Source organism: Croceitalea dokdonensis DOKDO 023, from assembly GCF_001306415.1.
GTDB lineage: Bacteria > Bacteroidota > Bacteroidia > Flavobacteriales > Flavobacteriaceae > Croceitalea > Croceitalea dokdonensis.
The window spans coordinates 282,822-298,105 of sequence record NZ_LDJX01000002.1; the positions used below are offsets into that span (position 1 = coordinate 282,822).

Consider the following 15,284-nt stretch of genomic DNA (forward strand, 5'->3'; position numbering starts at 1 on the left):
GTAATTTTACCCCCAAATGCTTGCAAATGTTAAAAAAAGGAAGCAAACTCTACAGTATTTTAACAGGAAGTTGCCCTAAATGCCATAAGGAAAGTATGTTCTTGGAACGAAACCCCTATGTATTGACCAAATTATTTAAAATGAACGAACGTTGCTCCAGTTGCAATACCAAATATAAGATCGAGCCCTCTTTCTTTTACGGAGCCATGTATGTGAGCTATGGTCTTGGTGTTGCTTTTGCCGTGGCCACCTTCATCATTGCGTTTGTTTTCTTAAATGCGTCTTTGAGCCAAACATTTTTGGCCATAGTTGTGACCCTAATCGTAATGATGCCTGTAATCATAAGGCTTTCCCGCAATATATGGATCAACCTATTTATGAGCTATGACCCCAAATTGGCCAATCAGCCCTGAAAATATTTTTTTGTACAACGGGAAATATCCATTTCTACATCCAAGGGTATTCCTTTTTCTATAAAGGCCAACAGTTGGTCCGCCGCGTAGGGTGCAATTAACACGCCCCTTGAGCCAAACCCATTTAGAACGTACAAGTTGGTGTGTACGGGGTGCCTGCCCACTAGTGGGCGTCTGTCCGCTACCGTAGGCCTAACCCCGGCAACATGATCCTCTACTTCATAAGTACACGTAATTAAACTATTGAGTTTTTCCATTAGCTCTTTTTTGGACTCCTCAGTAGGCGTGTTGGTCTTATCCTTCCACTTGTAGGTAGCACCAACCCGATACCTATCTTCTCCTAAGGGAATGATAAAAACAGAGGATTTTACCACGTTTGGGGCTTTAAGCTCTGGGGCGTAAACAGTCAACAACTCACCCTTGGTACCGTTAAGGGGCAGGTAATTAAAAAATGGGTTCTGCTGCATGCCATAACCTTCGGCGAAAACTAGGTTCTTTGCGCGTAACCCTTCATAAACTACCGTATCCTTATCAAGTACCATAGCCTTAAAATTGAAGGTCTCCCCATGGTATTTTTTATTTTGGCATAAATGCGTTTTGTAAGATTTCAACAAGGTCTTGGTAGCGATACGGCCGGTATACCTTACCTTCCCCAAACCAAAGGGGATGTTTAGGTGAGGATTGTTGTTGGCCAGAATTTTGGTTGAAAGATAATAATCTAAATCTTTTTTACCGGCTGCCTCAAACCAAAGGTTTTGCTCGGCTACCGATGCAAACTTCCGTAGTACAGGTAGCTTATAATCCAGTTTCACCCCAAGTTTACGCTCCAAACCTTCATAAAACGGTATCGCCAGCTCCATTTGTTCCCGAGCCTTCCAGGCCATGGTACATCTTTTTAAGATGACTGGGTTGTAGAGCCCCCCTGCTACGGCAGAGGCCCTTTGGGAGTTATCATCAATAACCATGAAGCTTTTACCGGCTGCCTCCAACTTTTCGCAAAATGAGATACCGGCCAATCCAAGACCTACTACCAAATAATCTACCATAACACAAAGTTAGGGTAGTTTAACAACCCTTAAAAACAAGTCAACCTATTTAATAGGGTAAACAGATACATCATAAACATGGGCAATAGTCTCCAAGCCAGCCGAGTATTAAATGACTGGCGACCCAAACCATCAACCACAATGACCCATCTGGCATTTGGTTAAACTTGCAGCAAATGGAGGTCTAAATGGTCAACACAAAAAACGCCCCGGCATCATTGCCGGGGCGTTATATTATAGAATTGGAATTTTTTAAACTTGCGGATATCTTTCCTTTGAACAAGGATCTGCTATCCTTTTGGCACTAATACGCCCACATATCTTGCTCTCTATCGCGAATAGTTTCTTTGATTCTATTGGCTTCAAGCAATTGAAATAAGGCGTTGTCAAAAACGTAATCGTCAATCTTACGGTCTCCGTGCACATTGTCCTCTTTATAAATGACACCGTTGAACCTTCTTGAGTTCAACAACATATCAAAAGTGATAGGCTGTGCAGAGTTACGGTTGTTAAACACTTTGGCCTCATGTAAAACTTGCCTAGCGCTTGGATACCAAACCCAGAACAATTCTACCTTATTAGCGTTGGGATCAACAGACTCATCATCTATAAAGTTAACGTCTGGCGCTACGGGTGCAATACCCAACAGCCTATATTTTAACTCTCCCTGACGCTTGTCAAAGTACCACATACCTTTGATTCTGTACTCCTCAATATCGGCAGCATCCAAATCCCTGATGTTGATAAACTCTTCAGAAATCTGTTCTCCTGCGTTGTATTGCTCGTACCCTAAATCCGTGGTATCCACCTTTCTCAAGGTTGCGCTTAGGTCTTCTAATTTACGTTTGTCCGTAAAATAAGAATCCGTATAGACATCGGTCAATTTTCCATTTTTGATGTTTTTCATCAATACATGGTATAAAGACCTTCTGTCAGCACCAATACCAATGGTATCCGTAGGATAATACAGCGGAAAATTCACACGCTCGTCCAGATCAATGGTCTCCCATACGGTTTTTGACCAGAGAATATCCCTATCGTCAACATAACCATACTCTAGGTAGGTATCATTGTCCTGTTCTATCTGCGCTTCTGTTTTCTTTCCAATATCCTGTGGTTTCTTGGCATTTAAAATATTTGCCTGTGCTACCATGGATACTGGCAAGAAGCCTACTGCAGCGATTACTAAAACGTTTTTCCAATTCATAATTAACTTCTACTTTAATTTAGTTTGTAAGCTCAACAACAACCGGAGATACTTTTTTCAATTTGTAGCTCTTGTTATTTGTGATATACGCTTGGATATCAAAAATCTGTACGGCGTCACCACGTCTTGCCCTTTTGAGCGCACCCTTGGCAGCGGCATTCATTTTGTTTCCTCTTACCACAACAGATGGCTGTCCTGGCACCTTTAGTTTAAATCCGCTTACACCAATGTTCAGTTCAAAATCAAAATCTTCCAACATTGCACTGATTGTGGATACCTCAAGGTTTTTCCTTGGCATTTTTACACTTCCGGTTTCACCACGAACTGCACCTGCAGGTCTTGGAATATCCTTGATACGGAAGGTGGCCGGCGTATTGATGCGCTGTCCATCTGGCAAGATACCAGAAGCGCTAATGGTTACCGTTCTACCTTTTCCTGGGTTCATTACATACTTGCTACCGCTTCTTTTAGAAAGACCTGGGGCAGATGCAGAAACCTTGTTATCAGGAATACCAGGGATGGAAATTGTCATTGGATTGGCAACACCACGGTATACTACATTCATCTTATCTGCAGCAATCACCGCAGCATTAGGCTTGGAAATAGTTGCGAAAGCATTGTTCACTTCCACAGGAACTTCCTTGCCATCTTGCATAAAGGTAAGGGTACCCTTAATTTCATGATCACCGGGAGCTCCAGCACCAATCAGCATTTTAACACCACCAGCTTCTAGCTTATAATCTTTACCTTCAGTTAATTTTCTGCCATCCAAGGTCAAATCTGCCTTAACAGGTGTAGACGTTTTGTCGGTTTTACTTACGATGATTTTTCCATCGTACTTATCACCGGCATAGAATGCAGATTTAGAGGCATTCAAAGAAGTGGTAAAGTTTTTTAAAGAAACCGCAGCCGTTAAATTACCTTCCAACAAACTCTTAAGCACTTCTTGCTCCGTAGTTTTAATATCGGCTTGTAACTGTGTTAACTTGGTCAATGAAGCTACCATTGGGAAACCCTCATAATGGTAGTTGATCCAATCTTGGCGTGTACCGTCACGTTTTTCTACTTTACCTTCCGCATCTCCGGTGGAGAAACGCGTCTTAACAGATTCCTTAATATCGCTGAATTTGTTTTTAGGTAAGGCGTTAATAACACCATCACGATAGGTATTCACAAAGTCCAAAAACTTTTTTCCTTCTTCGGTCAGGTTATCTCCCTGGAAGAACTTACCATCCAAGAAATCTGACTTGTCCATGACCACATAATCTTTTGGGTCTTCTAGACCCTGGGTCATTTCTGTCTTTAATGCTTCCAAGTACGCGTAATAATCGTCTGAAAGTTGCTTGACCGTCTGTGCGTTTTTGTAAAGCGAACCGTACTCTTCAGCATTTTCCGATGCTTTAGTGGCCAGACCTTCAAAGAAGTCTGAATTGCTCGCGGTCATTTTATCATTGGAAGTCTCTAACTTTTCATTCATTAATCCGAATGCGGCTAGCACTTCTTTACTCATATTCAAGGCCAACATCGCGATGAAGATCAAATACATAAGGTTGACCATCTTCTGACGTGGTGATTGTTTTCCTCCTGCCATGGGTTTTTCTAATTAGTTTTGATTAATATTAAATTTGGGGCGCTAATTAGTTTCTACTCATAGCAGACAACATGTTACCATAAACACCATTTAATGATGATAGGTTAGTTGCCAAAGATTCCATCTGGTCTTTTAACGCACCAGCGTTTTGTACTACTTCCTCGTTAATAGAGGCTTGTCTGCTCGCACTCTCTAACTGTACTTTGTACAAGCTGTTCAAGGACTCCATTTGGGCCGCGGCCTGTGAAAGTTCTTCAGAATATTTTTGGGTATGCTGGATGGCATCTGTGGTAGGTGCCAAGTTTTTAGCGGCTCCCTCAAAACTTTTGATACTATCTCCCAAGCTTTCCATTAAGCTGGCATCAAGACCTGCCTCTTTGAGCATGTTGTCCAATTTAGCGGACAAAGAGCTTTCGGCTTCTTTTACCTCGGCCAACTCATTGCTCCTTTCGGCACCTTGGCCACCAGCTAATTCTGGATATACCAAAGACCAATCATATTCATCATCCACTGGCTCAAATGCACTGATCGCAAAAATCAATGCTTCGGTAATTAGACCAACGGCGAGTAAGACACCACCATTTAATGGTCCAAACTCCCAGTGGAGGATTTTAAACAATGCTCCGATAATTACCACCGATGCACCAAGGCCATAGGCCATGTTGAAAAGTTTTTTTGTTGATTTTGACTGTGCCATAATTTTAAATTTAATTTAAGTTATATAATAAGAATTTGGTTACAAGACCTGTGATACAGTGTTCTACGTACTGATTCTAATTTTCTTTTTGTTTGTTTGTTTGTTTTGTTTTATTGGTCAAAGTCTTCCTCGCCCATGTAATCTTGAACGGTTCTGAAGCCAATGTAGCTTCTTGCTGAATCTTGGTATTCATAATCCCGCGTACTTACCTGAAGGAAGTAAGCGACATCTTTCCAAGAACCACCACGAATCACCTTACGTTTGTTCTGACCGGAGCCAGCGTTTGGGTTCATTGTGGAAACATACTCATATGCTCCGGGATCGTAGCTGGAATTGGTCCATTCCGATACGTTACCGGCCATATTATAAAGATTGTAATCGTTGGGTTCATAAGATTTGGCCTCTACGGTGTACAGTGCCATATCTGCTGCGTAATCACCACGTTGTGGCTTAAAGTTGGCCATAAAACAACCTGTGTCGCTAATCACATATGGACCGCCCCAAGGGTATGTCCCGCCTTCTATGCCGCCTCTGGCCGCATATTCCCATTCTGCCTCTGTAGGCAAACGAAACTGGTTGACGAACTGACGACCCCTACTCTTTTGGTCATCATTCTTAAATTTTGTTCTCCAATGACAAAATGCCTTGGCCTGTTGCCAGCTTACACCCACAACCGGATAATCACTATAGGCATCATGCCAGAAATAGTCATTGTGCATAGGTTCATTGTAAGAATATTCAAAATCACGAATCCACACGGTAGTGTCTGGATAGATCTCAAATTCCTCCGTACGGATAAAATCTTTTCTGCTACCGGTCTTTGCCCTTGCAGCAGCTTCAATATCCATCCAATTATACTTGTACTTTAACTTTTTTACATCTATGGTACGTTGGCCATTGTATGTTTCATCTTCGGACAGATAAATAGAGTCTACCATAATTTCCGTATAGTACTCATCTGGATAGTCATTCACGTCCCACACAAGGTCTACATCCTTATTCAGTGCGCGTCCACCGTATTCATCATCTATACCCACATAATTATCCAACATGTACTTGTCATACTCAGATAATTTAGTGGTATCTGCATCCATAAAGGCATATTCCCCTATACCCTCATCCTCTGGAGTTAGGCCCAGTTGATCTGCCAATATGGCCAACTGCGTGCGCACAACGCTATCTTTTACCCATTCTACAAACTGGCGATACTCACTATTGGTGATTTCCGTATCATCCATATAAAAGGAACGAACGGTTACTGTTCTAGTAGGAGCGTTCAACACCTTGGCCTGGTCTTCTTCTGCCTTACCCATGATAAATGAGCCCTGCGGAATAAGTTCCATTCCGTACGGTTTTTCAGGATACCATTTTTTACCCTTTACACCAACTAATTCACCTTTTGACTTTGATTTAGACCCACAACTTGTGAGCAAAAAAACAAACGCTATAGATGATAACAATAGCTTTCTCATACTTTAGGTTAAATTTCGATTTAAGATTACAAATTGCTAAACACAACTTCTATTATTCTCTAAAAACTCGCTTTTGAATAAATTATTGTATTGTTAACAGTTTATACGCTAAAAAAAATCTGTTCAGTTAAAGCCCTTTTTGTAGGCTTTTAACCATCTCTCGGGAATATTTTGATTGCAAGCATCAAGATAGTCCTGTTGAGTGCATGGTAATAACGCAATCGAATTTGTTTTAGTATGCTCTGGAAGAATTGAAGGCACCTCTACCCACCATCTTTGGGTAAGGTGGCTTTTAAAGAAGATAAGTTCCTCGGTGTCCGTAGGAACCGTAAATTTTGTAAAGTCTTCATCGTTGGCCGTGGGAAATTCTTTTACCCTAAAGCTAAGCCCCTCTATAAAGTACCAAATAATCTGGGCCACCAACTGTGCAGAAAGGGAGGTGTTGGCCATTTCATAAATACCAAATACGGCAACCTTATCGCTTATACCTGCGTAACGGGCAATGGCACAAATCTCGCGGCCATCAAATCCATTGGGCGAGAAATCTGTGGTAACGCCCATTTCACTAGCCCTGACAGCGCGCATGTCCAAGCTTACCAAATGGGCATTGCGCAAAACCGGCTCTGCCAAGGTAATATCATTGGTTATTTCCCCTAGACGATATGCATCAAAGAACAGGCGTTCCATAAGGTCTATCTCCTCTTGTGCATTAAAGTAACTCTGATAACCTAAATTGGAAAAATTATGGAGGTTGTTGGGTTTATCGGTAATGATGCGGCTCATATAGGACTCTGAGGAAATTAATTCGTCATCCTCACCAAAATCAAATCGGCTATCAATATTGACCACATTTATCATTTCCTTTATGGCATCAAAAGCCCTATATGTGGCAAAAGTGATGTCCTGGGTAGCACCTATGACTATGGGTACAATGTTTTCCTCCAAAAGCCCGGCCACGATTTCACGCACCACAAAATAGGTGTCTTCTACCGTTTCGCCGGGAGCTACATCCCCTATGTCTATAATATTGGAATTCCAGTTGCCCATCATGAGCCTGTACAATTGAATCCTTATGGCGTCAATATCGAGCTTTTCCGGTTTTTTCTCAAAAGCGTTCCTTGATTCCAATACCCCAAAAATAGCCACCGTTGCATTGGCAAAAACGGGCAAGCCTTTTTTTTCGGTATGTTTAAACGTGTTTTTTCCTAAAGACTGAGGCGGCAAAAATTCTGAAAACGCCAATACTTTTTCACTAACGGGAATTAAAAAATCAAATGCCATGGTACCATTTTATTGGCATCCGGAACCGACTAAGGAATCCAGATGGATAAGGGCTTTTATTCTAATTAAGACTTTTTCGCTTTGGGTTTGGCTTTGGCCCTTGTTTTTTTCTTGGGCATCTTTTTTTCTATCAGCGCCTGCGCTTCATCCAAGGCAATTTTAGAGGCATCTACGTCTTTGGACAATTCTACTTTAACCTTACCCTTAATGATGTTATGCCTTCCCCATCGCGCCTTTTCTATTCTAATGCCTTCTTCTGGCCATTCCTGCACCAACTTTTCAATTTCCTTTTGCTTTTTGGCCTCGATAAGCTCCACGATATCATCCTTGGTCAGGTTATCAAAGTCATATTTTTTATTGACATTGATAAACATACCGTTCCATTTTAAAAATGGACCAAACCTACCTACTCCTTTGGTCACTTCCTTGTCCTCGTAATGGGCAATGGGAGCATCGGCCTTTTGTTTTGCTTTGATCAATTCAATGGCCCTGTCCATTTCCACTTCAAAAGCACTTTCGCCCTTATCCAGTGAAATAAACTTTTTGCCAAATTTTACATACGGCCCGTATCTACCAACATTGGCCTCAACCTCCTCCCCTTCATACACGCCTAGTTTCCGGGGCAATTTAAAGAGTTCCAAAGCTTCTTCAAACGTTATGGTAGTAATACTTTGATCTGGCAACAAGCTCGCAAAGCGTTTTTCATCATCTTCCGCATCACCGATCTGTGCCATGGGACCAAACTTGCCCAAACGCACTAAAATTGGTTTTCCGGATGCCGGATCGTTACCCAAAATTCGTTCACCGCTAGCACGCTCCGCATTTGCCTCAACGTCTTGGACCGTTGGGTTAAAGTCATCATAAAAAGCCTTCATTACTTTTTTCCAATCCTCATCCCCCGTTGCTATCTCATCAAAATCCTCTTCTACCTTGGCCGTGAAATTGTAGTCAAGGATTTTAGTGAAATGGGTCACCAAAAAATCATTCACAATCATTCCAATGTCCGTTGGAACCATTTTACCCTTGTCCGAACCTACCATTTCTGAAAGGCCTTTTTCCTTTATTTCGCCGTCTTCCAACACTAACTGGGCATACTTGCGTTCTGAGCCCTCTATAGTGCCTTTCTCTACGTAACCACGGTTGATCACGGTAGAAATGGTAGGTGCATAGGTAGAAGGTCTACCGATACCGAGCTCTTCTAATTTTTTGACCAACGAAGCCTCTGAATATCTGTAAGGTGGTCTGGAAAAACGCTCCGTAGCGGTTATGTATTGGTTCTTTAAAGCCTCACCAACAACCATTGCCGGCAACATACCGTCCTGCTCTTCCGCAGTTTCCTCATCATCCGTTCCTTCTAAGTATACCTTTAAAAAACCTTCGAATTTGATGACTTCCCCATTGGCGGTAAATTCCTCCTGATGGCCGCTGGAACTGATTCTCACATTGGTACGCTCTAACTGGGCATCACTCATTTGGGAGGCCAAGGTGCGCTTCCAGATCAGTTCATATAGTTTGGATTGGTCCCGCTCCAAAGAAGGGGACTGTAATTTCATATCTGTTGGGCGTATGGCCTCATGGGCCTCTTGTGCTCCTTTGGATTTGCCCGTATAATTCCTTACCGTACTATAGCTCTCCCCATAATTGGCCACAATAGCCTCCTTGGCCGCCGTCAATGCCTCTTTAGACAGGTTAACGCTGTCGGTTCTCATATAGGTGATCAGACCCGCTTCATAAAGGCGTTGTGCCACTTGCATAGTCCTACCTACGGAAAAATAAAGTTTCCTTGACGCTTCTTGTTGCAAGGTAGATGTGGTAAATGGCGCCGCCGGGGATTTCTTTGCCGGTTTTTTATCCAACTTGGCCACAGAAAAGTCAGTGCTTATATTTTGTTTTAGAAAAGATGCTGCATCTTCCTTTGAACCAAAGGTCTTATTGAGTTTAGCCTCAAAAGTTTTACCGCCCTTGGTCTTGAACATCCCTTTAATACGATAGGAGGCTTCCGGTGTAAATGCTTCTATCTCGCGTTCCCGTTCCACAATTAAACGCACTGCTACGGATTGTACACGCCCGGCAGAAAGCCCAGGCTTTATTTTTTTCCAAAGAACAGGCGATAGTTGATACCCCACCAAACGATCAAGAACGCGCCTAGCTTGTTGGGCGTTCACCAAATTATAATTGATCTCCCGTGGGTTTTCAATAGCCTTTTGTATGGCAGACTTGGTAATGGAGTTAAAAACAATCCTTTTGGTATTCTTACTGGTTAGACCCAACTCCTCTGCCAAATGCCACGAAATGGCCTCTCCCTCCCGGTCCTCATCACTTGCCAACCAAATAGTCTCCGCCTTTTTGGCCAAACCCTTTAATTTGGTGACCAAGGCTTTTTTGTCCTTATCCACAATATATTTAGGTTGAAAGTCATTTTCAACATCCACCCCCAACTCTTTGGAAGGAAGATCGGCAATATGGCCGAAACTGGATTCTACCTGAAAATCTTTTCCTAAAAATTTCTCTATGGTTTTTGCTTTTGCCGGGGACTCGACAATGACTAAATTCTTTGGCATTCAATATATTTTGCGAAACAAAAGTATATGAATTTTTTGATTTTGGTTTTTAAAACATCCACCATCCTACCGTGAGAGGTCATTAAAAGGGCAAAAATTGAGTGCACAATTCAAAACTAAAACCAACTAATCCTAGTTATTACCTTCACAGTTAAGGCAGGCCTCTAGCGTATCAAAAGGCACCACACCATTACAACCGCCCCAAATGAACTCCTTACAACTTTGGGTCTCTTTGTCATAATAGTATTTTGGAATCGCAGCGTTACATAAGCCTCCATCCGGTTCTAAATCACAAAGGGTGTACACCAAAACGGCTTCACCATTCTCACAATGTATCCCCGCAGGTGGAGATACGAACAAACAGTCAGAAAACAATCCCTCTTGTTCCACAAAAAGCTTTCTATCCTTATTGTATGTTTCCACAAGCCCAAGAAATTCTTCCACATTTATACTGGTTGGGTAGGCAATGTACCCCTCTGGACCACCACATGCCTTGTAACCAACGGCAATAAATTGCCAATCAGCACTATTCTCACAAGTGATACTTTTAGATAGTTCCTGAATTCGTAAAAACTGTGCTTCCAAACTTTCCTGTGAAATACCACCATCTTTGCTGCAGGAGCAAAGCACAGCGGACACCGATAAAAAAAGGAGGATTTTTTTCATTTAATTGAACCTGTTTTGCATTTAAATAAATTTAAATCGAGTGAATTATAGTGATATAATAAGCACTATTTGTGCCTGTCTTCCGGAAGGCGGGTTTGCGCTGAAATCTTTAGCGTTAATATCCGTTATTAAAACTGTTTTCCGTTCCTCAAAATCGCCACAACTGCCAATGGGTTCTTTGCACACATCAACATGTGCAAGAGCTTTAATTAAAGTGTAATGTACTGATCAATCGGATATCATCATTTACATATTCATACTGATACAACACTTCATCCCCAACCATAAGCAACTGTTGCTCCAGTGGGATGACATCAAAGGTCACAACATCCCTAAAATGGTTCTGCTGCGGCAAGTCTGGGATATTGGACGTATCATAGACCTTGAGTCCAGAACTACCGTCACACACAAACAATTGATTGTTTTTAATCCCCAAACCGTATGGCTCATCCATAGGATATATCACTACGAGTTCCGGAGTTTCAATTTCAGTGATATCAATTATATAAAGCCCACTTTCCGTAGCGCCACAGAAATTACCGCCTCTTAGGGTTACATAAGCATAATTGTCATCCACCACCACTGGGTCGCAAGCTGTGCCATGTTGAAAATCCGATACAAATGTTGGTGTGGCCGGTGCAGAGATATCATAAATATACATGCCTTGCATACTTCCTAAAAACAGGTAATTGTCACGATTAAAAATAGTCTCAATATCAAATCCTGCAAAAACATCCTCCAAATCCTCAGGGTTGGAAAGGTCAGAAATGTCAAAAACATTAATCTGGTGGCTATCCACGGCATACAAGTAATCTGCCACAATCTTAAAACGGGCCAATGAGCCCCCTTGGCCATTGCCATCACTACCATCATTTGCAAGCTCGGCAGTGTCAATAAAAATATCTGGCTGTACAACGTCTTCAATCCTTCTTCGTTCCGTAACTACTTGCCATCCCACGACAACCTCATTGTCGTAATCAATGTCGCCCCAATCAAAAATTTGGGCTTGTGCGGGAAAAACAACATTATCCCTAAGGACATTCTCTAAACGGTTTACCTGTTGAATGTTATTGATATCAGAAATATCCAAAACGATCAAATCCGTAATACTATCGGCATACAAAAAATTGTCCTTAATGGAGATATCCACATTACCCGCAATTTGGATGAATGCAATTTTCTCTGGAGCATTGGGGTCGCTGTTATCTATAACATGGACACCTTTGTATTTATCATTGATGAAAATATAATCTTGATACGCATAAATTTTACCTGATTCCTCTATACTCCCAGGAGGTTCTACCGTAATGCTGTTAGCAAATTCTGCCCTGCTCACTACCAATGGCTTGGCCACCAGATAGTCTGCATATTCACCAGTTTCAGCATATTCACAGGACACCAATCCCAGAAGGATAAACCACGTTATGAGGACCAAACTATTTTTCATTTGTCTAAGTTTTTATATGATTTTATATCAATATGATGTAAAACATTAAACAAAGTTGCGTAATCTTTGGATAAAGTTTAACTGTCAACTTGTCATACTTTTGAGATATGCATTATCTTTGTATTTGCTTAAGGTGCAACATAAAAACATACCGTGCAAGAGAGAATTATAGAAGAACATAAACAGGGCGAAGCATTAAGCCTGCAAGACAATAGCGCCAATACCAGAAAGCTCTATATAGAAAGTTACGGTTGCCAGATGAATTTCTCTGACAGTGAAATTGTGGCTTCCATTTTGGCCAAGGAAGGTTTTAATACCACCCAAGAGCTTGCAGAAGCAGATTTGGTGTTGGTAAACACCTGTTCCATCAGGGAAAAAGCGGAACTGACCGTTAGAAAACGTTTAGAAAAATTCAATGCCGTAAAAAAAATCAACCCACACATGAAAGTGGGCGTACTAGGTTGCATGGCAGAACGTCTCAAAAGCAAATTCCTAGAGGAGGAAAAAATTGTGGATATGGTAGTAGGACCGGATGCCTACAAGGACCTGCCCAATTTATTACAGGAAATTGATGAAGGAAGGAATGCGGTCAACGTTATCCTTTCCAAGGATGAAACCTACGGGGATGTTGCCCCCGTTAGATTAAATTCCAATGGTGTCACCGCTTTTGTTTCCATTACCCGTGGCTGTGATAATATGTGCACTTTTTGTGTGGTGCCGTTTACCAGAGGTAGGGAACGCAGCCGCGATCCACAAAGTATTATAGATGAAATCAACGATCTATGGCAGCGGGGCTTTAAGGAGATTACACTTTTGGGCCAAAACGTAGATAGCTACCTGTGGTACGGTGGCGGCTTAAAAAAGGACTTTGACAAAGCAAGTGAAATGCAAAAGGCCACCTCTGTAAACTTTGCCAAACTTCTTGAACTATGCGCATTGGCCCAACCAAAAATGCGGATAAGGTTTTCCACCTCCAACCCGCAGGACATGACGCTTGACGTGATAGAAACCATGGCCAAGTTCCAAAACATTTGCAACTATATCCATTTGCCGGTACAAAGCGGAAGCAATCGTATTTTAAAGGCCATGAACCGCTTGCACACCCGTGAGGAATACTTTACGTTGATAGATAATATTCGGAAAATCATACCAGACTGTGCCATAAGCCAAGATATGATCAGCGGTTTTCCAACGGAAACGGAACAGGATCACCAAGACACGCTTTCCTTAATGGAATACGTAAAGTATGATTTTGGGTTTATGTTTGCCTATTCAGAACGCCCTGGCACTATGGCGGCCCGGAAATTGGAAGATAATGTGCCTACAGCAGTTAAAAAAAGGAGGCTTACAGAAATTATAGACCTACAGCGAAAACACGGTCTCTACCGTACCCAACAACATTTGGGAAAAACCGAGGAAGTTCTCATAGAAGGCACCTCTAAAAAATCTGATGCGCACTGGATGGGCCGCAACTCGCAAAATACCGTTGTGGTTTTCCCAAAAGAAGACTATCAGGTAGGTGATTTTGTCATGGTCCACATCAAGGATTGCACCTCTGCAACCCTTATTGGCGAGGCAGTAGGATATTCGGACAATAATGTGACTGACTAATGGAAGGTGTACAATCTATAAAACAACGTTTTGAGCTCATTGGCAATGACCCCAAACTAAACCGAGCACTGGAAAAGGCCATTCAGGTTTCCCCTACCGATATTTCGGTTTTGGTGACTGGTGAAAGTGGGGTGGGAAAAGAGGCTATTCCAAAAATTATACATGCTTTATCCCACAGGAAACATGCCAAATATATTGCCGTAAACTGCGGTGCCATACCTGAGGGAACCATTGACAGTGAGCTGTTTGGACACGAGAAAGGGGCCTTTACCGGGGCTACCCAAACCCGTAGCGGCTATTTTGAGGTGGCCGATGGCGGTACTATTTTTTTGGATGAAGTAGGGGAACTTCCCTTGACCACCCAAGTGCGCCTATTGCGCGTACTGGAAAATGGCGAATTTTTAAAGGTGGGATCGTCCCAGGTTCAAAAAACAAACGTACGAATCGTGGCCGCAACCAATGTTAACATGTTTGAGGCCATTAAAAAAGAAAAGTTTAGGGAAGACCTGTACTACAGGCTAAGTACCGTGGAAATCAACATCCCGCCCCTTAGGGATCGCCAAGGCGATATTCATTTACTGTTCCGGAAATTTGCATCGGACTTTGGACAAAAATATAAGATGCCCACCATACGGTTGGAAGACGCAGCCGTAGACCTGTTGTTAAAATACCGTTGGCCAGGAAACATTAGGCAATTACGCAATATAGCCGAACAGGTTTCCGTATTGGAGGAAAACAGGACCATAACAGCAGCTACCCTTCACGGCTACTTGCCCAACTCCACCGCACCCAACCTACCCGCGGTCATTGGAAATAGTAAAAAGGAAAGTGATTTTAGTAATGAAAGGGAAATCCTGTACAAAGTCCTTTTTGACATGAAGGGGGATTTGAACGATTTAAAAAAGCTAACCCTGGAGCTGTTAAAAAACAATGATTCTGACAAGGTGCAAGAGGAAAATGAAACCCTGATACGTAAAATTTACGGAAAAAAGGAAGACGTCTTGGAAGAAGAAAGCATTACCGAGGTCTTGGAACTGCCGGAGGCGGAACCAGATTTAGAAACTCCGTCATATGTGCCGCCCCTTAAGGAAGATCGGTACCATTTTGCCGAGGAAATTGAAGAGGAAGAAACCCTTTCCCTTCAGGAAAAAGAAATTGAACTGATTAAAAAGTCACTGGAACGCAATAAGGGCAAACGCAAAGCGGCAGCTTCAGAATTGGGGATTTCAGAACGGACCCTCTACCGTAAAATCAAACAGTATGATCTTTAAAATGATAAAACCTAGAGCGTA

12 protein-coding genes are annotated in these 15,284 nt (G+C 42.2%); 3 read left to right on the forward strand and 9 right to left on the reverse strand.

All coding sequences use genetic code 11. The annotated features are described in order from the left end of the window. Positions 1-26: 26 nt before the first annotated feature. Positions 27-413, forward strand: a complete 387-nt coding sequence (locus I595_RS04755; protein WP_054558248.1) for a DUF983 domain-containing protein — start codon at positions 27-29, stop codon at positions 411-413. Here the strand turns inward: I595_RS04755 and I595_RS04760 are convergent. The 9 genes from I595_RS04760 to I595_RS04800 all read right to left on the reverse strand — a co-directional run bounded on the left by I595_RS04760 (position 404) and on the right by I595_RS04800 (position 12,381). Beyond that, on the reverse strand, positions 404-1,459 hold the full coding sequence (locus I595_RS04760; protein WP_054558249.1) for an NAD(P)/FAD-dependent oxidoreductase: 1,056 nt from the start codon (positions 1,457-1,459) through the stop codon (positions 404-406). The two genes, I595_RS04755 and I595_RS04760, sit on opposite strands and share 10 nt — an antisense overlap. A gap of 304 nt (positions 1,460-1,763) precedes the next feature. Further along, positions 1,764-2,666 (reverse strand): type IX secretion system ring subunit PorN/GldN, encoded by a 903-nt coding sequence (gene porN / locus I595_RS04765; RefSeq protein WP_054558250.1) that lies wholly within the window; start codon positions 2,664-2,666, stop codon positions 1,764-1,766. A 19-nt stretch (positions 2,667-2,685) separates the two neighbouring features. Beyond that, a complete protein-coding gene (gene porM / locus I595_RS04770; RefSeq protein ID WP_054558251.1) occupies positions 2,686-4,257 on the reverse strand; it encodes a type IX secretion system motor protein PorM/GldM in 1,572 nt (523 codons plus the stop codon). Between the two features lie 46 nt (positions 4,258-4,303). Continuing rightward, positions 4,304-4,954: a type IX secretion system motor protein PorL/GldL gene (porL, locus tag I595_RS04775; RefSeq protein ID WP_054558252.1), complete on the reverse strand. Its 651-nt coding sequence runs from the start codon at positions 4,952-4,954 to the stop codon at positions 4,304-4,306. 110 nt (positions 4,955-5,064) lie between these two features. Then, on the reverse strand, positions 5,065-6,426 hold the full coding sequence (porK, locus tag I595_RS04780) for a T9SS ring complex lipoprotein PorK/GldK (protein WP_054558253.1): 1,362 nt from the start codon (positions 6,424-6,426) through the stop codon (positions 5,065-5,067). Between the two features lie 123 nt (positions 6,427-6,549). Beyond that, positions 6,550-7,707 carry a formimidoylglutamase gene (locus tag I595_RS04785; RefSeq protein ID WP_054558254.1) on the reverse strand — a complete coding sequence of 386 codons (1,158 nt, stop codon included), beginning with the start codon at positions 7,705-7,707 and terminating at the stop codon, positions 6,550-6,552. 65 nt (positions 7,708-7,772) lie between these two features. Further along, positions 7,773-10,268, reverse strand: coding sequence for a type I DNA topoisomerase (gene topA, locus I595_RS04790; RefSeq protein ID WP_054558255.1), 2,496 nt, complete (start codon positions 10,266-10,268; stop codon positions 7,773-7,775). Positions 10,269-10,400: 132 nt separating this feature from the next. Then, on the reverse strand, positions 10,401-10,934 hold the full coding sequence (locus I595_RS17095) for a BPTI/Kunitz domain-containing protein (RefSeq protein WP_083467497.1): 534 nt from the start codon (positions 10,932-10,934) through the stop codon (positions 10,401-10,403). A 205-nt stretch (positions 10,935-11,139) separates the two neighbouring features. After that, a complete protein-coding gene (locus I595_RS04800) occupies positions 11,140-12,381 on the reverse strand; it encodes an LVIVD repeat-containing protein (protein ID WP_054558256.1) in 1,242 nt (413 codons plus the stop codon). A 153-nt stretch (positions 12,382-12,534) separates the two neighbouring features. Between I595_RS04800 and miaB the strand changes: the two genes are divergently transcribed. Both miaB and I595_RS04810 read left to right on the forward strand, forming a co-directional pair. Then, positions 12,535-13,992, forward strand: a complete 1,458-nt coding sequence (gene miaB, locus I595_RS04805; protein WP_054558257.1) for a tRNA (N6-isopentenyl adenosine(37)-C2)-methylthiotransferase MiaB — start codon at positions 12,535-12,537, stop codon at positions 13,990-13,992. Further along, positions 13,992-15,263: a sigma-54 interaction domain-containing protein gene (locus I595_RS04810; protein ID WP_054558258.1), complete on the forward strand. Its 1,272-nt coding sequence runs from the start codon at positions 13,992-13,994 to the stop codon at positions 15,261-15,263. Before miaB ends, I595_RS04810 begins: the two co-directional genes overlap by 1 nt. Positions 15,264-15,284: the final 21 nt, after the last annotated feature.